This is a genomic window from Kitasatospora sp. NPDC059973 (genome assembly GCF_042737525.1).
Classification (GTDB): Bacteria; Actinomycetota; Actinomycetes; order Streptomycetales; family Streptomycetaceae; genus Kitasatospora.
Genome location: NZ_JBHWUI010000023.1, coordinates 12,338 through 31,321, shown reverse-complemented (window position 1 = coordinate 31,321; position 18,984 = coordinate 12,338). Strand labels below are relative to the sequence as shown.

Here is an 18,984-nt window from a genome sequence, read left to right as displayed (position 1 = left end):
GCTCCGACGCGGGAGGCGCTCCCGGGAGAATGGGCCGGTGACCGAACACCTCACCACCGACCAGCCGGACGACTTCGACCCGAGCGCCCGGCAGCTCCTCGTCCTGCCCGACCGCGACGCCGCCGAGGACGCCACGGAGGAACTCAGCGCCAACCACCCCGACCTCGGCGAACTCGAAATCGTCCGGGACGCCCTCGCCGGCGAGGACGACGCCGAGGACGCCCAGTGGCTGGTGGTCGTGGAACCCCCCGAGGACGGCTGGACCGCGGAGCTGCTCCGCGCCCTGGACGCCGTCGCCGCCGAGCACGAGGGGTGGCGCGAGGAGGGCTGATCCGTCGGCCCCGCCATGTCTTCCGGGGCCCGCCCCCACCCCCCACCCCCGCTCCCCCTCCCCGCCCTCTCCACCTCCTCCCTGTGGAGAGGGCGGGTTGAGCGAGAGGGCTCACGCCGGCGGGCCGCGCGGCCCGCCGGCCGTGTGCCGACCGCGCGACGCGGCCGCGGCGTGGCGGGTCTGCCCGCCGTGCGGGTGCACGGACGCCCCCAGACGAGCCGGGTTGTCGCCCGTCACCGCGATGTCCCCAGCGGTATCCGTGCGCAACACCGTGGCACCGAGGGCACGCAGCCGCTCCACCGTCCGCACGGACGGATGCCCGTACGGATTCCCCTCGCCACACGAGATCAACGCCAGCCTGGGCCTCAACGCGGCCGCGAGCTCCCAGTCCTGGTGCGCCGACCCGTGGTGGGCCACCTTCAGCACATCGACCCGGACACCACGGCCCCACCGCGCCGACAGCGCGGCCTGCGCGGGCGGTTCGAGATCGCCCAACAGGGCCAGCCGCACACCGTCCGCCACCGTCACCAGCAGCACGACACTCGCGTTGTTGGCCCCGGCAGCCTCCGCCGGAAGCACGGCATCGGGCCACACCACCTCCCATGACAGCCCCGGTCCGGCCGACCGGCGCTCGCCCGTCCGCGCGCGCACCAGCGGCACTCCGGCCGCAGCCGCCCACCCCGACACCCGGGCGGCCTCGCCCGGCGGCTCACCCAGGACCGTCCCCTCGATCGCGCCCACCGAACGCCCCCGCAACACCCCGGGCACACCCTCCACGTGGTCCGCGTGGAAGTGCGTCACCACCAGCAACGGCACCCGGGTGATCCCGAGGTCGCGCAGACAGCGGTCCGCCGCACGCGGATCCGGCCCGGCGTCCACCACCACCGCGCTCCCCGGCGCCGCGCCGCCGGCGGCCACCGGCAGCACCACCATGTCCCCCTGACCCACGTCGCACATGACCAGCCGCCAGCCCGGTGGCGGCCAGCCGGTCGCGAGCCGGGTGAGCAGGGGCGGCCGCACCAGCACGGCCAGCAGGACCAGGAGGAGCAGGCCCGCCACCAGCGGCCGGGCCCAGCCGCCCCTGACGCGCAGACCGACCGCTGCGGCGCGTCCGGGCGCCAGGAGAGGAACCGTCCAGCACACCGCCACCGTCGCGAGGGCCAGCGTCACCGTGCCGAGCAGCCCGCCGGGCCAGGAGATCTGAGCGCCCGGCAGCTCCGCCCCGTGCCGGGCCACCGCCGCGAGCCAGCCCACCGGGAGCCCGGCCGGCTCCGCGAGCAGCCGGGCCAGGGCCGGCGAGAGCGGCTCCAGGACGAGCACCGCGAAGCCGAGCAGAGTCGCCGGAGCCACCGCCAGCTCGGCCAGCAGGTTGCACGGCACCGCGACCAGGCTGATGTGTCCGGACAGCACGACCGTCACGGGCGCACAGAGCGCCTGGGCCGCTGCCGTCGCGGCGACGGCGCCCGCCAGGTGGTGCGGCCAGCCCCGCGCCCGCAGGCGCTGCGCCCAGTGCGGGCCGACCACCAGCAGACCGGTGGTGGCGAGCACGGAGAGCAGGAAGCCGAACGACCGGGCGAGGTAAGGGTCGAGGAGCACCAGGAGCAACGCCGTACCGGCCAGGGCGGGCACCGCCTGCCGGGGTCGGCCGGTGGCGAGCGCGAGCAGTCCGATCAGCCCCGTACCGGCGGCCCGCAACACGCTGGGTTCCGGTCGGCAGACGGTCACGAACACCAGCGTGACGACTGTGCCGAGCAGCGCGGTGGTGCGCAGCGGGATACCGAACGCGGCAGCCAGGCCACGTCGTTCGGCTGTGCCGGCACGACTGGGGGCACCGAGCAGGACACCCAGCACGATCGCGAGGTTGGCCCCGCTGACCGCGACCAGATGCGCCATGTCGGTGGCCCGGAAGGCGTCCAGGAGGTCCCCGGGCAGGCGTGAGGTGTCACCGACCACCAGGGCCGGGAGCAACCCCCGTGCGTCCGGCGGCAGATCGTCACTTGCCGTCCGCAGCCCCGCCCGCAACCGGCCGGCGACCCGTTGCGGCAGGCTGGGCGGCGCGAGCTCCCGTGGCGGCCCGTGGGCGATCAACAGCGCGGCCGACTCGTCGCCGTAGCCCTCCCCCGCCGGGCGGACGTCCGCTTCCACGGCGACACGGGCCGACGGGAGCAGCCGTTGCCACGCGCCGATCTCCGGCCCTCGCGCCATCACCGTCACCGGCGTTCGCGTCCTGGTCACCGTCTCGGTGCCGACCGGCGGGCCGCCCGCGCCGTCGCCCGGGGCCGGAGCCGCCGGCTCGAAGCCCGCCGGGACGGTGACCCGCTCCACCACCGCGTCCACGGTGAGGACGGTCTGCCCGGCAGCCGTTCCCCTGGTGCGGGAGGTGTGGGCTCTCGGGTCGGCGGTGATGGTCAGTTCGACGCCCACCTCCGGCGCGGCGGCTCCGGCCCGGGCCAGCCCGGGCAGCGGCCCCCGGTGGAGGTCGGCGGTGTGCAGCAGGGTCGCGGCGGCGGCCGCCGCACCGGTGAGCAGCACGGCGGCCAGCGTCATGGCGGCGCCGCGACGCCGCCGCACTCCCGGGCGGGCGAGCAGGAGGACGGCGAACAGGACGGCCGTGCCGGCGGCCGAGGACAGCAGGAGGCCGTGCCCGGGGCCCAGCCCGAGAACACCCGCCGTGACCACCCAGGCCGCGACGGCGGGGAGGAGCAGGCGAAGATCACCGGGAGGCCGGTGCGGCACGACGGCGTCTGTGGTGGCAGTGGCGGCGATGACGGCACCTCCTTCCGGGGAGTGACCGACGGGTCGATGGACAGCCGGGTCGAACGGCTCCGTGCGTCGGCCGAGCCGGAAGCAGGAGCACCGACCGGAAGCGTCACCGGGCGGGTACGGGCGCGCACGGGCGGGTCAGAGCGTGAGCATCGGTCTGAGCTCCGCATAGGTGCGTTCGCCGATGCCGCTGACCTGCCGGAGCTGGTCGAGTGAGCGGAACGATCCGTGCGACGCCCGGAAGGCGATGATGCGCTGCGCCAGCGTCGGACCGACGCCCGGGAGCGTGTCGAGCTGTTCGAGGGTGGCGTGGTTCAGACTGACCGGCTGTTTCGGCACGGCGCCCGTGGCCGGCCCGCCCACGGCCTGCGCCGCGCCGTCCGGTTCGCCGACGAGGATCTGCTCACCGTCCGTCAGCACCCGGGCCAGGTTGAGGCCCTTGGTCTCCGTCTCGGGCAGCGGTCCGCCGGCCACGCGCAACGCGTCCGCCACCCGGGAGCCGCCGGGCAGCGTGTGGACACCGGGTGCGTGCACCCGCCCCCCGATGTCGACCACGACGACAGTGCGCGCCTCGGCGTCTCCCGGAGCTGCTGGGACGGGGCCGGCGGAGGACTCCGGTGTGCTCGGGGGCGACGCCCCCGGCTCGGCCGGCGCGACCGCCGGCGTCGGCAACGCCACCGCCGGCACCGCGACCGGCTGGGGCCGCGCCAGCCAGAAGTGCTGGACACCGTAGCCCACGGTGAGCAGCAGCAGGACGACCAGCCCCGACACGGCCCGCCGGTCGAGCATCACCGCAGGACCGAAGCGAAATGGCGCGCGACCCGGGTCGGCGGACCCGTCATCGTCGGACGGCACACCGTAGGGCGGCACACCGTCAAACCCCGCGCCACCAGCGGGTCCATCGACCGCCGCACTCGGCACGTCACCCGACCCGCCGTCCGACCCGCCCCCGAGGGGCGAGCCCCCGGGCGGCCCGGTGGCCGACGGCTCCGTCGCGCCGGCGGCTCCTCCGGCCACCCTCGCGGCCGGTTCCTCGGCGGCCCCTTCGGCGCCTCCCCCGGCCGCCGGCAGCAGCGCTGCCAGCCGACGCCGCGCCGTCTCCCCGACCCGCTGGCGCTTCACCGCGCCGATGTTCATGCTCGTCATGCGGAGCACGCTAGGAGCCGTCCGCCGTCGCCGGGAGAATCGGCGAAACCCTGTGGAAAACCCCGGGGGTGTGGACAACTCATGTCGCTCGCACGAGTGATCAGCAGTTGTCGGAGTTGACTTCCCGCCCGGCAGAGGTCCTCACGAGGCCCGTCTCAGCCCTCGTCCGGAGGCGTCTTCACGCACCGCGGCTCCACGCCCCTCAGGGTTCACCACCCCGGCTTGACGCCCCTTAGGGTTCACCACCCCGGCTTCACGCACCCCGGCTTCACGGGCCTCAGCGCGGCGAGACCACCACCGCCAGCAGCCCCGGTCCGACATGCGCACCGATCACCGCGCCCACCTCGCCCACGTACAGGTCGCGCAGCCCGGGGATCCGCCCCCGCAGCCGCTCCGCGAGCGGCTCGGCCCGCTCCTCCGCCGCCAGGTGGTGGACGGCGATGTCGACCTCCCGCTCCCCCGCCTGCTCGACCGCGATCTCCTCCAGCCGCGCGATCGCCCGCGACGCCGTCCGGACCTTCTCCAGCGGCTCGATCCGCCCGCCGTCCAGGTGCAGCAGCGGCTTCACCGCCAGCGCCGACCCGAGCAGCGCCCGGGCCGCCCCGATCCGGCCGCCCCGACGCAGGTGCTCCAGGGTGTCCACGTAGAAGAATCCGCTGGTCACCGCCGTCCGCGCGGCCACAGCGGCGACCACCTCGTCCAGTTCCCGCCCCGCCTCGATCGCCTCGGCCGCTGCCAGTACGCCGTATCCGAGGGCCATACCGACCAGCCGGCTGTCCACCACACGCACCGGGACGGGCGCCTCGGCCGCCGCCAGCCGGGCCGCCTCCGCAGTCCCGGACAGCTCGGCGGAGATGTGCACCGAGACGATGCCCTTCGCGCCGGCCTCGGCGGCGGCCCGGTAGGCGGCGGCGAAGGCATCGGGGCTCGGCCGGGAGGTCGTCACCCGCTGCTTGCCGCGCAGCGCCTCGGCGACGTCCTTCGGCGAGATCTCCACGCCCTCGGCGAGGACGGTGTCACCGACCGCGACGCTCAGCGGCACCACCGCGATCTCGTGACGGTCGACGGCCTGCTGGGGCAGATAAGCCGTGGAATCGGTGACAAGTGCGAGGTCGGCGGGCATGAGGCGGAGGTTACTCCGCGTCCGGCCAGGAGGACAGCGCCCGAACCGGGCCTGCCCCGGCCCGCCCACCCGCCGTCCGGCCCCGGCGCCGGAACCGGGCGGGGCGCCGGGCGGTGCCAGCCCCGGCACCGGGCGGAGCGCCAGGGACAGCCGGTCGGTGCGCCGGGCCCGGCGACCCCACCCGAGCCCTCCGGGAGGATCGAGTCTTCCGGGATGCGGCGGGGCCGGAGGAGCGGGACGTCCGGTCAGCCCGCCGTCGGCCCGGCCGACGGTTTCCGCAGCCGGTCCGCCAGCCGCGACAGCGGGTCGTTCAGCCCCAGCAGTTCCTCGGCGCTCGGGCGCCCCTTCCCGTCCGTCAGCCCGGCCCGACCCGCCGCCGCCCCGCCAGCACCAGCACCAGCACCAGCCGACCCACCGGAACCGACGCCCGAGCCGAAGCCCGCCCCCGTACCCGACCCCGAACCGGAAACCGACCCCGCCCCCGAGTGGTCCCAGTGCCGCAGCGCCCCCGCCTCGCTCTCACACTCCTGGCTGAGCCGCCGGAGCTCGTCGTCGGCGAAGCGGTGCATCCGGTCCTGGGCCGCCCAGCGCATGGTCTCGGCGGAGTGGGTGATCCGCTCGGCGCGCTCCCGCAGCTCGGGCAGCTTGGCCGCGATCCGGGCCGGGTCCGGCTCGCGCTCCAGGATCCGCAGCTCAGCGTCCAGCTCCGCCGCGTGGGTGTCCAGCCGCCGCAGCAGGGCGAGTGCCTCACCGAGCTGGCCGTCCTGCACCAGACCGCTCTCCAGGACCTGGCGCGTGCCGTCCAGGGAGGTCCGCAGCCCCAGCCGGACGGCGGAGATCTGGCCCTGCGGGCCGGGCTTGGCGTAGGTCTTCGCCTTGAGGGTCACGTTCTCGACGGCACGGCGGGCGTTGGCCTCGTGCCGCTCCACCTTCGTGGCGACCGCCCTCGCCGCCTTGACGGTCCCGACCACCACCAGCACCAGCATCGCGAGGCCGAAGAGCAGGGCCAGGCCGACCATAACGCCGAGCGCGTCCATCACGAGCCACCTTCCGTCCGCCGAACCGGCCCCCACCGGGCCCAACGCGGGCCGGCCCACCGTGGGTTCCACGGTAGCCGCCCGACCCGTGCCGGGGGCAGGTCGAACGGGCCCGGGCTCCGGAGATCAGGGACAGATGGGGGATCTCCCCGAGGCGGGCCCGGCCTCGGGGCGACGCATCCCGCCCCCACCTGCCCTCACACACCGGCGGACCGCCGCCCCGGGAACGCCGAAGGGCGGGCGCCCCGAAGGACACCCGCCCCGGCCGTCAACGACCCACGGCGACCACCGGCAGTCAGCCGGTGACGATGTTCACCAGCTTCGGCGCCCGCGCGATCACCTTGCGCACCGGCGCGTCCCCGATCGCCGCGACGACGGCCGGATCGGCCAGCGCCAGCGCCTCCAGCTCGGCGTCGGAGATCGACGGCGCGACCTCCAGCCGGGCCTTGACCTTGCCCTTGATCTGCACGACGCAGGTGACCGCCTCGTCCACCACGTACGCCGGGTCGGCGACGGGGTAGTCGGTGTGGGCCAGCGAGTCGCCGTGGCCCAGTCGGCGCCACAGCTCCTCCGCGATGTGCGGGGCCAGCGGGGCGACCAGCAGGACCAGCCGCTCGGCGACCGGTCGCGGCGTGGAGCCGCGCTTCACCAGGAAGTTGTTCAGCTCGATCGCCTTGGCCACGGCCGTGTTGAAGCGCAGCGCGGCCATGTCGCCGCGGATGCCGTCGATGGCCTTGTGCAGCGCGCGCAGCGTCGCCTCGTCCGGCTCCTCGTCGGTGACGACCAGCTCGCCGGTGGCCTCGGAGACGATGTTGCGCCACAGTCGCTGCAGGAAGCGGTACGAGCCGACCACCGCGCGGGTGTCCCACGGGCGGGAGACGTCCAGCGGGCCCATCGACATCTCGTACAGGCGCAGCGTGTCGGCGCCGTACTCGTCGGCGATCTCGTCCGGGGCGACGGCGTTCTTCAGGGACTTGCCCATCTTGCCGGCCTCGCGCTTGACCGGCTCGCCCTGCCAGAAGTAGCCGCCGTCGCGCTCCTCGACCTCGGTGGCGGGCACCGGGAAGCCGCGCTCGTCGCGGTAGACGTCGGCGGTGATCATGCCCTGGTTGAACAGCTTGTGGAACGGCTCGACCGAGGAGACGTGGCCCAGGTCGTGCAGGACCTTGTGCCAGAACCGCGCGTACAGCAGGTGCAGCACGGCGTGCTCGGCACCGCCGACGTACAGGTCGGCGCCGCCGCCGGGCTTCTCGGCGGTCGGGCCCAGCCAGTACTGCTCGTTGGCCGGGTCGACGACCCGCGCGCCGTTCGACGGGTCGATGTAGCGCAGCTCGTACCAGCAGGAACCGGCCCAGTTGGGCATGGTGTTGGTCTCGCGGCGGTACTTCTTCGGCCCGTCGCCCAGGTCCAGCTCGACGTTGACCCAGTCCTCGTTGCGCGACAGCGGCGTCTTCGGGGAGGAGGTCGAGTCGAACGGGTCGTAGGTGTGCGGCGAGTAGTCGTCCACCTCGGGGACCTCGACCGGCAGCATCGACTCGGGCAGCGCGTGCATCACGCCGTCCTCGTCGTAGACGATCGGGAAGGGCTCGCCCCAGTACCGCTGGCGGCTGAACAGCCAGTCGCGCAGGCGGTAGTTGACGGTTCCCTCGCCGATGCCGCGCTCGGCCAGCCAGGCGGTGACGGCGGCCTTGCCGTCGGCGACGCTCAGACCGTCCAGCGAGATGCCGTTCTCGGTGCCCTCGGCGTGGGCCGAGTTGACGATGACGGAGTCGTACGTGCTGAAGGCGTCGTCCCAGGTGTGCGGGTCCTCGTCGCGGCCGTCGGTCGGCTTGACGACGCAGCGCATCGGCAGCTCGAAGGCGCGGGCGAACGCGAAGTCGCGGTGGTCGTGGGCCGGGACGGCCATGATCGCGCCGGTGCCGTAGCCCATCAGCACGTAGTCGGCGACGAAGACCGGGACGGGCTCGCCGCTGACCGGGTTGACCGCGTAGGCGCCGGTGAAGACACCGGTCTTGACCTTGGCCTCGACCTGGCGTTCCACGTCGGACTTGGCGGCGGCACTCGCTCGGTAGGCGGCGACGGCCTCGGCCGGGGTGGCGGCGCCGCCGGTCCACTCGTCACGGGTGCCGGCGGGCCAGGCGGCCGGCACGATCGAGTCGACCAGGTCGTGCTCGGGGGCCAGCACCATGTAGGTGGCGCCGAACAGGGTGTCGGGGCGGGTGGTGAAGACGGTGATCTTCCGGTCGCCGGGGGCCGCGAAGTCGACCCGGGCGCCTTCCGAGCGGCCGATCCAGTTGCGCTGCTGCAGCTTGATGGCCTCGGGCCAGTCCAGCAGGTCCAGGTCGGAGATCAGCCGGTCCGAGTAGGCGGTGATCCGCATCATCCACTGGCGCAGGTTCGACTTGAACACCGGGAAGTTGCCGCGCTCGGAGCGGCCGTCCGCGGTGACCTCCTCGTTGGCCAGCACGGTGCCCAGCCCGGGGCACCAGTTGACCGGCACCTCCTTGGAGTACGCCAGCCGGTAGTCGCCCAGCAGTTCGTCGCGCTCGGCGGCGGACAGCTCCGACCACGCGCGGCCGCCGGGGACCTCGCGCGAGCCGTCCGCGAAGCCGGCGATCAGCTCGGCGATCGGGCGGGCCCGGCCGGCCTCCTCGTCGTACCAGGAGTTGAAGATCTGCAGGAAGATCCACTGGGTCCAGCGGTAGTACTCCGGGTCGATCGTGGAGATCGAGCGGCGCGGGTCGTGGCCCAGGCCCAGCCGGCGCAGCTGCTGGCGCATGTTGGCGATGTTGGCCTCGGTGGAGACCCGCGGGTGGGTACCGGTCTGCACCGCGTACTGCTCGGCGGGCAGGCCGAACGCGTCGTAGCCCAGCGTGTGCAGCACGTTGTGGCCGGTCATCCGCTGGTAGCGGGCGAAGACGTCGGTGGCGATGTAGCCCAGCGGGTGGCCGACGTGCAGGCCCGCGCCGGAGGGGTACGGGAACATGTCCATGATGAAGCTGTGCGGCTTCGCGGAGACGTCCCCGGCGCTCGGGTCGGCCAGGTCACCGGCCGGGTTGGGGGCGCTGAACGTGCCCTCCTTCTCCCAGATGTCCTGCCAGCGGGACTCGATCTCCGCCGCCAGGGTGGCGCTGTACCGGAACGGCTCGGTCGCGGCCTCGGCCGCGCCGGAAGCAGGGGTCGTCTCGCTCATGGTCCTTCAGGCTCCATCGATGTCAGTGGGCGAACCGGGCACAGGGCCGGGCGCGGCACGAAAAGGCGGCGGAAAACAAAAAAGCCCCTCGCAGGAGGGGGTGCCACGCCGACTCCGGCACCCGCCCTGGGGCGCGGCCGGTCCTGGTCAGCGCGGCCGGCTAAGGAGCAGGCGCACGGTTCGCATGGGCTCAGGGTACCGCAAGGGGCTCAGGCCTCCTCCGGAGATATCGACCGCGAGGCCGCGTCGAAGTCGCGCAGCGCGCGGGCCACCCGCTCGGACTGCATGCCCGCGGCCAGGGCGCGTGCCCGCTCGGCCGTGTCGGCGGCCTCCCGGAGGGAGCCGGTGCGGCGCTGGGAGTCCGCCAGCCGGACCATCAGCAGGGCCCTGGCCCGCGCGCGGCCGGGGCCTAGCCCGGCCACCGCCTCGGTGAGCAGGGCCTGGGCGCCGCGGTGGTCGCCGAGGAACAGGCGGCCCTCCCCCACCATCCCCGCGAGGTCCGCCCGGGCCTGCGCCACATCCGGCCCGGCACCCGCACCGGAAGCCGCACCTTGCCCCGCACAAGCAGAAGCACCCGCACGGGCAGAAGCACCGGCACCGGCACCGGCAGAAGCACCCGCACCCGCGCCCGCCGCGGCGTCCAGCTCCGCGAACGCCCGCCCGGCCACCGCCGCCAGCTCCCCCGGCTCGCCGCGCCGCCCGTACGCCCGGGCCATCCGGCCGAGCTGCAGGGCCCGGTCGACCGGCCCGAGCGCGTCACCCGCCGTCTCCAGCACCCCGGCGAGCACGGTGACCGCGTCCAGCCCGCGCCCTCCCCCGCCCTGGGTGGCCAGCACCACCAGGCAGCCCACCACGCCCACCCCGAGCCGCAGGTCCCCGCTGAGGTGGGCGGCGCGCAGCGCGGCCACGAACGCCCGCTGGGCGGCCGCCTCGTGTCCGAGGTCGTACGCGGCCCAGCCCGCCAGCCGGGCCAGCCGGCTGGCCGTGCCGTACAGCGTGCGGCCCAACTCCTCGTCGTACCCGCCGAGTTCCAGCAGCTTCGCGACCATGGCCAGCTCGGCCCGGGTCGGCCCGAGCACCAGGCCGCCGCCGCAGGCCCGCTCCAGCCGCAGCTTGCTCCGGTAGGAGAGCCGGAGCTCCCCGACCAGCGCGGGGTCGATCCGCAGCGCGCCCTCCCCGCCGCCGACCGGGGGCGGCGCGGTGGCCAGCCGGCCGGCGGCCTGGTCGAGGTCGGCGCCGCGGAACAGGTCGGTGAGACGGACCGGGCCCGCGTCGGTGGCCGCCTCGCGCAACGCGGTCTGGGCGGTGTCGGCCGTCCAGGGGTCGGTGAGCAGCCGCGGCGAGAGGATCTTGGCCCCCCGGTTGCCGCCCATCCGGCCCCAGAGCTGCTCGTAGGTGACGGCGATGCCGAGGGCGCGGCCGAGCACCTCGCAGACCGTCTGGTCGTGCGGGCTGCGCGGGACCATGCCCCGGTCGCGCCACTTGTACGGGGCGGTGGAGCTGATCGCCAGGCCGGGCGGCAGGGTGAGGTTCACCTCGCGGGCCAGGCGCTCCGGGTTCCAGCCGAGCTGGTGCAGTATCCGGGCCAGCTCCTCGTTGCGCCTGCGCTCCAGATCGGCCATGGGACGACGGTAGCGGTCCGGCGGGGCCGGCTGCCGAGCCGTTCGGAAAACCCCGGACCGCCGGGACCGCGAGCGCCCCCGAACCCTCCGGAGGGATGCCGCGCCGCGAGAACGCACCCCGGACGCCACCGAAAGCACCCCCGGACGCCCCGCAAACGCACCCGGAAAACACCGAGGGCCGCCTCCCGGAACGGGAGACGGCCCTCGACTGCTGTGGAGCTACGGGGAATTGAACCCCGGACCTCTTGCATGCCATGCAAGCGCTCTACCAACTGAGCTACAGCCCCTTGACCTGCTGCGTCACCGGAGGTTTCCTTCGGTTTCCCTCGGCGACATCGACTACTTTACACGGTCGAAGGGGTGCTCCACGAATCCGTTACCGGAGGTACTACGCGGCCGTCGGGCGGGCGCGGGCGGCGAAGGCCGCGCCGACGCCGACCAGGCCCGCGATCGCGGCGGTGGTCACCAGCAGGGCGTGTCCGGAGTCCCGGGCCGCCGCCGGCAGGGAGACCCCGCCGAGGAAGACCGAGCCCAGCACCGCGACCCCGACCACCTGGCCGAGCTGTACGACCGTCACCATCACCCCGCTGGCGTCCGCCGCGTCGGCCGGGGCGACGCCGCCCAGCGCCCGGGCGAACAGCGGCGAGTACGTGCAGCCGGCCACGAGGCCGAGCCCGGTCATCAGCAGCAGCGCCACCGGGCCGATCTCCGCGCCGCCGCCGAGCAGCAGCCCGAGCAGCAGGTAGCCGGGGACGAGCAGCCCGGCGCCGAGCAGCGGCAGGACGCCGTGCAGCCGGGCGGGCAGCCGGTGCCAGTGCAGGCTGGAGAACCCGAAGCCGAGCGCCATCGGCGCCGAGCAGAGGCCGGCCCGCAGCGCGCTGTGCCCGAGGCCGGACTGCTGGTGCAGCGCGAAGGCGAACAGGAAGCCCGCGAAGGCGGCCATGATCATGAAGATCGCGCCCGCCGCCGGTCGCAGCGTGGCCGTCCGCAGCACCCGGCCGCTGATCAGCGGCTGTCCGCCGCGCCGGGCGATCCGCCGCTCGACCACCGCGAACAGGGCGAACAGGACGGCGCTGGCGGCGAGCATCGCCCAGCCCCAGACGGGCCAGCCCAGTTCGTGGCCGAGCACCAGCGGCACCACCAGCAGCCCGAGGGCCGCGCCGAGCACCACCAGGCCGGGGAGGTCGAACCCGCGCCCGCGGTCGCCCGGCAGGCTCGGCAGCAGCCGCGCGCCGGCCACCAGCAGGGCCAGCCCGATCGGCACGTTGACCAGGAAGACCGGGCGCCAGCCCGTCCCGAACAGGTCGGCGCTGACCAGGACTCCGCCGAGCACCTGGCCGACCGCCAGACCGCCGGCCAGCACGGCCGAGTAGAGGCCGAGCGCCCTGGTCCGGGCGGCGCCGGTGAAGGTGCGCTGCAGCAGGCTCATGACCTGCGGCACCATCAGCGCCGAGCCGGCGCCCTGGAGCAGCCGGAAGGCGATCAGCCAGCCGGTGGCCGGCGCCAGCCCGCAGGCCAGCGAGGCGAGGGTGAAGGCGGCCAGGCCCAGCTGGAACAGCCGGCTGTAGCCGTAGCGGGCGCCCAGCCGGGCCCCGGTGATGAGCAGCACCGCGTAGGCGATGGTGTAGCCGGCGATCACGAGTTGGAGGGCCGCGCCCGAGGCGTGCAGGTCGGTGCGGATGGTCGGCACCGCGACGTTGACGATGGAGACGTCCAGGATGGCCATGAACTGGCCGCAGAGCAGGAGGGTGAGGAGCAGCCCGGGCCTGGTGGCCGGGCCGCCGGTGGTGGTGGCGCCGGCCGCACCGGGCCGGATCTGAAGGTCCGTCATGGGCCCAGCCTGCGGCGCGTCCGGTACTGGTGGTTAGAGCCTGCCGATCCTGGTACTGGCAGCACCTGTTTCGGCCGCCCGGTCTGCGGCACGATGGCGGGTATGACCGTCCTGGACGACCGCACCGCCACCGCCGTCGGACCGCGCCGGCAGGACCGCCGCCGCACCGAGCTGGCCGGCTACCTCAAGGCCTGCCGCGCCCGGGTCACCCCCGAGGAGGTCGGCCTGCCGCCGGGACTGCGCCGCCGCACGCCGGGGCTGCGCCGGGAGGAGGTGGCGCAGCTCTCCGGGGTCGGCGTCACCTGGTACACCTGGCTGGAGCAGGGGCGGCCGATCAACGCCAGCGAGCAGGTGCTGGCGGCGGTGGCCCGGACGCTGCGGCTGGACGACACCGAGCGGGAGCACCTGTTCCGGCTCGCCGGGGTGTCCGCGAGCCCGAGCAGCCGGCCCGAGCCCCCCGTCCTCGACCCGTCCACCCAGGCCATCCTGGACGCCCTCGCGCCGCTGCCGGCCGCGGTCTCGAACACCCGGTTCGACGTGCTGATGTACAACCGGTCGTACGAGTCGCTGTTCGGGACGAACCGGAACGTCACGCCCAGCGGGCGGTTCAACAGCATCTGGTGCACGCTGCTCATGCCGCCGTGCTGCAACCCGTTCCTGAACCGCGCGGAGGCGCTGCCGCGGATGGTGGCGGTGCTGCGGGCCGCGTACGGCAAGCACGTCGGCGAGCCGGTCTGGGAGCAGCACGTGCAGGGGCTGTCGGCGAAGAGCGAGCTGTTCCGGGACCTCTGGGCCCGGCAGGAGGTGGCGCCGCCGGAGACGTCGCTGCGGGTGTTCCGGCACCCGCAGGTCGGGGTGCTGCGGCTGAACGCCTCGTACCTGACGCTGCCCGGGGTGCCCGAGACCTACGTGGTGGTCTACCTCCCGGACGGCGCCGGGGACCGTGAGCGGATCGAGGAGCTCGCCGCGCTGCCGCCCGGCGGCTGGCTGAACAGCTGCCACTCCTGAACGGCCGGGGGGGTTGGCGCGCTGGCGGCCGGGGCCCGGGGAACGCCGAAGGCCGCCACCCGGTGGGTGACGGCCTTCTCGCGGTCTGTGGAGCTACGGGGAATTGAACCCCGGACCTCTTGCATGCCATGCAAGCGCTCTACCAACTGAGCTACAGCCCCGCGACACGCACGGCCCTCGCGGACCGCAGGTGCGGAGTGGAGCTACGGGGAATTGAACCCCGGACCTCTTGCATGCCATGCAAGCGCTCTACCAACTGAGCTACAGCCCCGCACTCACCGGATTTCCCGCTTCCCTTCCGGGCCGCGTTTCTTCCGTGCGAACGAGGAAGACTCTAACCGGTCAGGCCCGGAACTGCGAAATCCGTCCCCGCGCGGTGCCGGCGAACGGCGGGGGCGCGGCTCGACCGTCGCCGATCGGCCGTCGCCACCGGTCAGGTGTCGTCGCCGGTCAGGTGTCGTCGCCGATCACCGGCTGCGGGAGGGTGCCCGCGTTGTGCTCCAGCAGGCGCCAGCCGCGCGCGCCGCGGCCCAGCACGGACCAGCAGCAGTTGGACAGGCCGCCGAAGCACTCCCAGAGCTCCGGCTCCAGGCCGAGCAGCCGCCCGAGCATGGTGCGGATGGTGCCGCCGTGGCTGACGACCACCAGCGTGCCGTCCTCCGGCAGCTTGCCGACCGCGTCCAGCACCACCGGCACCGAACGGTCGGCGACCTCGGTGGAGAGTTCTCCGCCGCCGCGCCGGACGGGCTCGCCCTGCGCCCAGGCCTCGTACTCCTCCGGGAACCGGGCCCGGATCTCCGCGTTGGTCAGCCCCTGCCAGGAGCCGGCGTAGGTCTCGCGCAGCCCCTCGTGGTGCTGCACGTCCAGGCCGGTGATCACGGCCAGCTCGTCGGCGGTCCGCCGGGCGCGCTGGAGGTCCGAGGAGATCAGCAGGTCGGGGCGCAGGCCGGAGAGCAGCCGGGCCGCCCGCTGGGCCTGCAGGACGCCCTGGCCGGTCAGCTCGATGTCCGTGGTGCCCTGGAACCGCGATTCGAGGTTCCAGGAGGTCTGGCCGTGCCGCCAGAAGACGATGCGCGGGCCCCGCGCCTCCCGGCTCAGCTGTAGTCCTCGGCGCCGAAGTTGTCGGCCGGGGCGGCCTCGGCCGGGGCGAGGGCGTTGCCGGCCTCGTCGGTGTGCGCGTCGGGGCGGTTGCGCGAGGCCAGCGCGTCGGCCGGCAGCGGCAGCTCGGGGCAGTCCTTCCAGAGCCGGTCCAGGGAGTAGAAGGAGCGCTCCTCGGAGTGCTGGACGTGCACCACGATGTCCAGGTAGTCGAGCAGGATCCAGCGGCCGTCGCGCTCGCCCTCCCGGCGCACCGGCTTGATGTCCAGCTGCTCGCGCAGCTTGTCCTCGATCTCCTCGGCGATGGACTTGACCTGGCGGTCGTTGTTCGCGGAGGCGATCAGGAACGCGTCGGTGATCGACAGCACGTCGCTGACGTCGAACGCGATGATGTTGTGCGCCAGTTTGTCGGCCGCCGCCTGGGCGGCGACGTTGATGATTTCCTGGCTGTGCTCGGTGGCGGTCACGATGTTCTTCCGGCTCGGCGGCTTGGGGGCGATGCCCGGCACGCGGCCGGGCATCGCCTTCCAGGATCTCACGCCGCCCAGGTGGCCCAGGAACGGTTTACCGGCCCGCGCCCGCCGCGGCCCCGCCCCGAGCCCCCGCGACCCCGCGTGGAGGACGCGGGGCCGCCGCCGCCCTACGGGGTCTTCGGCGGCTGGTAGTCCTTGCCGAGGACGACCACCAGGTCGGCGTTCTGCGCGTCGGTGACCTTCTTCGCCGCCGTCTCCGGCAGGTTGAGGCTCAGCGCCAGGGACTTCGCCGCGGCCTGCCGGGCGTCGTCGGTGTAGCGGATCTCACTGGCGGCCTGCGCCGCGGTCTTCGTCCCGCCGGGGATGAAGGTGAGGCCCGCGTTCACCACCTGGACCTGCGCGGCGGCGGCCGCCTGGTCGTTACCGGTGGCGTCCTGGATCGAGACCCGGGCCGGGGTGTCGGCCGAGGTGGCGGACTTCACCGTGCCGCCCAGCACGTCCTTGACCTGCTGGCCGGCGGCGGCCTCGTCCAGCGAGCCGTCCGGCTTCACGGTCAGCACCGTGGTCCCGAGGTGGCCGTCCTTCGCCTGCTGGGCGAGCTGGACCAGCACGCCGGCCAGGGCGTCCTCGGGCAGCGACGGGTCGAGCACCGCGTTCATCCGGTGCACGTCGTCCTTGGCGTCCTTGAACTCGGTCGGCACGGTCCGCACCACCGCGTCCATCACCTGCCCGAACCGGGCCAGTTGGGCGTCGCGGCCTTCGCCGGCCCCCTGCAGGGTGGCGTAGGCGACCGCGGCCTTCCCGCTCAGCAGGGTGTTCTTGCCCGCGGCGGCGAGCAGCTTGCCGTCCGGCTTGCCGCCCTCGTGGGTCTCGGCGTTGGTGTCCACCCGGACCCCGCCGAGCTGGGCGACCAGCAGTTCCAGGTACGGCGTGTCGAGCCGCCAGGTGCCGGCCACCGGGGCGCCCAGCACGGTGGCCAGGGCGTCCCGGGTGGCGGACGGACCGACGCTGTCCATCGCCTGGCCGACCGTGGTGACCGGCGGGTCGCCCGGGCCGGGCAGGCGCAGCGTGTCCGGGAGCAGCAGCACGGTGCCCTTGTGCCCCGAGGCGTCGTTGACCAGCAGCGCGCTGGAGACCTTGCCCTGGAGGTCCCGCAGGTGGACCACGTTGACCTGGCGCGGGCCGGCGGCGGTCGCCGCGCTCTGCTTGTCGCCGGTGAACCAGAGGTAGCCGCCGGTGCCGGCCGCGGCGAGGGCCAGCACCACGCCGACGCCGACCAGCCGGTTGCGGAGCTTGCGGCGGCGCTCGGCGCGCACCTCGCTGCGCGACTCGGCGAACTTCAGCCAGTCGATGACGTCCTCGGTCTCCTCCGCCTCCTCGTCGACGAAGGTGAACTCACCGGTGGGGTAGTCGCCCGTGGGCGTCTTGCCGGCGCCGCCGGCGGCCTTGGCCGCGCGGCTTCCGCCGACCTGCTCGGACGGCGCCGCGGGCCGGGCCGGCGCCGCCTCGGCGGGGGCCGGCCGGGGCGTCCGGGGTCGCGGCGGCGCCGGGGCGGCCTGCTCGGGCACCGGCTCGGTGACGACCGGCTGCGGCGCGGTCGCGTACTGCTGCTCGTAGCCGCCCTGCTGGTCGTACCCGCCACCCTGCTGCGGCTGCTGCTGCTCGTACGGCTGGTACCCCTGCTGGTACTGCCCCTGGTAGACCCCGGGCTGCTGGTACGCCTGGCCACCGCCCTGCTGCGGCTGCCCGTACGGGTCGTACTGCTCGTACTGGTCGTACTGCTGCTGGTCGTACCCGCCGCCCTGCTGCGGCTGCTGCTGCTCGTACGGCTGGTACGCCTGCTGGTACTGGTCCTGGCCCTGCCCCTGGTAGGCGGTGTACTGGTCCTGCCCGTAGGGCTGCGCCGGCGGGACCGGCTGCCCGTACTGGTCGTACTGCTGCTCGTAGCCGCCCTGTTGCTGGGGCGGGTACTGCTGCTGGTACTGCCCGGTGGACCAGTCGTCCTGCTGTCCCCTGCGATCGGTCATCCGTCGGCCCCTCCGGGGATCAGGTCCGGTGCGGCGCGTAGAGCGCCCGCTTGTCGATGTAGCGGACCACGCCGTCCGGGACGAGGTACCAGACCGGTTCGCCCTTGGCGACCCGGTTGCGGCAGTCCGTGGAGGAGATGGCCAGCGCCGGGACCTCCACCAGGGAGACCCCGCCCGCCGGAAGTCCGGCGTCCGACAGAGTGTGCCCCGGCCGGGTGCAGCCGATGAAGTGGGCGAGCGAGAAGAGCTCCTCGGAGTCCCGCCAGGAGAGGATCTGCGCGAGCGCGTCGGCGCCGGTGATGAAGAAGAGGTCGGCGTCCGGGTGGAGCGCGCGCAGGTCGCGCAGGGTGTCGACGGTGTAGGTCGGGCCCTCGCGGTCGATGTCGATCCGGCTGACCGAGAACTGCGGGTTCTCCGCCGTGGCGATGACCGTCATCAGGTAGCGGTCCTCGGCCGGCGTCACCAGGCGGTCGGTCTTCTGCCACGGCTGTCCGGTCGGCACGAAGATCACCTCATCGAGGTGGAACGCGCTCGCCACCTCGCTGGCGGCGACCAGGTGCCCGTGGTGGATCGGGTCGAAGGTGCCGCCCATCACACCGAGCCGCTTCTTCACCGGTTCCGGTCCGCCGGGATTCCCGGCCTGCTCTCCCATGGCGCCACACCTTACGCGACGCCCGTGACGGGGCGGGAACGACCGGGTGGCGGCCGCCGGGAGGACGCGTGAGGGAGCGGCCGGCGCTCCCGCCGGACGCTCCCCGGGCCGCCCCGGCGGGGGCTCGGTGCCCCGCTCAGCGGTCCCGGTTGAAGCGCGTGGTGACGTAGAGCAGCAGCAGCAGGATGAACAGCGCGGCGCCACCCGTCAGGTACGGGTTGAGGCTGTCGTGATTGCCCCCCTCGCCCTCGGAGGCGAGCAGGTTCAGGACGGGGAGTGCGGCGGCAGTGCTCATGGTCGGCGGACCTTCTCGGCTCGGATGACGGACCAGGGGTGTGCGGGCCGGTGAGGGCCCACCTGTCATCGTACGGGTGCCGACACGGCAACCGCTCGGCGGCCCACCGCGTCTGATCCGGCGTGAGCCGGGCGCCCGGCGGGGCCCGGCGGGAGGGTGCTCAGTTGTTGCGGCCGGCCCGCAGCAGGACCCACGCCAGCAGGCCGACGCCGACGAAGGAGGCCACCACGATGATCCGCAGGAAGAGCCCTGGGCCGCTCTCCGTGGAGATCGGGCCGGCCAGGCTGACAAGGGCGGAGGTGGACATCTGCGGGCTCCTCGGACTGCTCGGTACCGCGGCCAGGTCTGGTCTCGGCTCTCCAGGGCATTCAGGGTAAACCGGCCT

Annotated in this window: 15 protein-coding genes and 3 tRNA genes; 2 read left to right on the top strand and 16 right to left on the bottom strand. The window is 74.2% G+C overall.

Translation table 11 applies throughout. From position 1 onward, the window contains the following. Positions 1-37: 37 nt before the first annotated feature. Entirely contained in the window at positions 38-331 is a 294-nt protein-coding gene (locus ACFWA9_RS09190; protein ID WP_329487602.1) for a hypothetical protein, read from the top strand. 111 nt (positions 332-442) lie between these two features. On the opposite strand, the gene ACFWA9_RS09185 is transcribed toward ACFWA9_RS09190, so the two are convergent. The 8 genes from ACFWA9_RS09185 to ACFWA9_RS09150 all read right to left on the bottom strand — a co-directional run bounded on the left by ACFWA9_RS09185 (position 443) and on the right by ACFWA9_RS09150 (position 13,046). Next, positions 443-3,067, bottom strand: coding sequence for a ComEC/Rec2 family competence protein (locus ACFWA9_RS09185; RefSeq protein WP_380384822.1), 2,625 nt, complete (start codon positions 3,065-3,067; stop codon positions 443-445). 165 nt (positions 3,068-3,232) lie between these two features. Next, positions 3,233-3,883 carry a helix-hairpin-helix domain-containing protein gene (locus ACFWA9_RS09180; RefSeq protein ID WP_380384864.1) on the bottom strand — a complete coding sequence of 217 codons (651 nt, stop codon included), beginning with the start codon at positions 3,881-3,883 and terminating at the stop codon, positions 3,233-3,235. 634 nt (positions 3,884-4,517) lie between these two features. Further along, positions 4,518-5,363: a DegV family protein gene (locus ACFWA9_RS09175; protein WP_380384819.1), complete on the bottom strand. Its 846-nt coding sequence runs from the start codon at positions 5,361-5,363 to the stop codon at positions 4,518-4,520. Between the two features lie 245 nt (positions 5,364-5,608). Continuing rightward, entirely contained in the window at positions 5,609-6,400 is a 792-nt protein-coding gene (locus ACFWA9_RS09170; RefSeq protein ID WP_380384817.1) for a hypothetical protein, read from the bottom strand. 295 nt (positions 6,401-6,695) lie between these two features. Beyond that, positions 6,696-9,593: a leucine--tRNA ligase gene (leuS, locus tag ACFWA9_RS09165; protein WP_380384814.1), complete on the bottom strand. Its 2,898-nt coding sequence runs from the start codon at positions 9,591-9,593 to the stop codon at positions 6,696-6,698. 209 nt (positions 9,594-9,802) lie between these two features. Continuing rightward, positions 9,803-11,215 (bottom strand): hypothetical protein, encoded by a 1,413-nt coding sequence (locus ACFWA9_RS09160; protein ID WP_380384812.1) that lies wholly within the window; start codon positions 11,213-11,215, stop codon positions 9,803-9,805. Positions 11,216-11,429: 214 nt separating this feature from the next. Then, positions 11,430-11,502, bottom strand: a tRNA-Ala gene (locus ACFWA9_RS09155). A 101-nt stretch (positions 11,503-11,603) separates the two neighbouring features. After that, on the bottom strand, positions 11,604-13,046 hold the full coding sequence (locus tag ACFWA9_RS09150) for an MFS transporter (protein WP_380384810.1): 1,443 nt from the start codon (positions 13,044-13,046) through the stop codon (positions 11,604-11,606). Between the two features lie 102 nt (positions 13,047-13,148). Here ACFWA9_RS09150 and ACFWA9_RS09145 point away from each other — a divergent pair, with 102 nt between their 5' ends. Next, the gene (locus tag ACFWA9_RS09145; RefSeq protein ID WP_352289140.1) at positions 13,149-14,054 is read left to right on the top strand and encodes a helix-turn-helix transcriptional regulator; all 906 of its coding nucleotides are present in this window, start codon (positions 13,149-13,151) and stop codon (positions 14,052-14,054) included. Positions 14,055-14,142: 88 nt separating this feature from the next. Here the strand turns inward: ACFWA9_RS09145 and ACFWA9_RS09140 are convergent. From ACFWA9_RS09140 to ACFWA9_RS09105, 8 genes are all read right to left on the bottom strand, one after another. Next, a tRNA-Ala gene (locus ACFWA9_RS09140) sits at positions 14,143-14,215 on the bottom strand. A 37-nt stretch (positions 14,216-14,252) separates the two neighbouring features. Continuing rightward, positions 14,253-14,325: transfer RNA gene (locus ACFWA9_RS09135), tRNA-Ala, on the bottom strand. Positions 14,326-14,504: 179 nt separating this feature from the next. Beyond that, entirely contained in the window at positions 14,505-15,152 is a 648-nt protein-coding gene (locus ACFWA9_RS09130; RefSeq protein ID WP_329492096.1) for a histidine phosphatase family protein, read from the bottom strand. Continuing rightward, positions 15,149-15,619, bottom strand: coding sequence for a ribosome silencing factor (rsfS, locus tag ACFWA9_RS09125; protein ID WP_329492097.1), 471 nt, complete (start codon positions 15,617-15,619; stop codon positions 15,149-15,151). Before rsfS ends, ACFWA9_RS09130 begins: the two co-directional genes overlap by 4 nt. Positions 15,620-15,792: 173 nt before the next feature. Then, positions 15,793-17,652, bottom strand: a complete 1,860-nt coding sequence (locus ACFWA9_RS09120) for an LCP family protein (RefSeq protein ID WP_380384807.1) — start codon at positions 17,650-17,652, stop codon at positions 15,793-15,795. A 19-nt stretch (positions 17,653-17,671) separates the two neighbouring features. Then, on the bottom strand, positions 17,672-18,304 hold the full coding sequence (gene nadD / locus ACFWA9_RS09115; RefSeq protein ID WP_380384804.1) for a nicotinate-nucleotide adenylyltransferase: 633 nt from the start codon (positions 18,302-18,304) through the stop codon (positions 17,672-17,674). Positions 18,305-18,440: 136 nt separating this feature from the next. Next, the gene (locus ACFWA9_RS09110) at positions 18,441-18,599 is read right to left on the bottom strand and encodes a hypothetical protein (RefSeq protein ID WP_329487613.1); all 159 of its coding nucleotides are present in this window, start codon (positions 18,597-18,599) and stop codon (positions 18,441-18,443) included. Between the two features lie 160 nt (positions 18,600-18,759). Then, positions 18,760-18,906: a hypothetical protein gene (locus ACFWA9_RS09105; RefSeq protein ID WP_380384801.1), complete on the bottom strand. Its 147-nt coding sequence runs from the start codon at positions 18,904-18,906 to the stop codon at positions 18,760-18,762. Between the last annotated feature and the right edge of the window lie 78 nt (positions 18,907-18,984).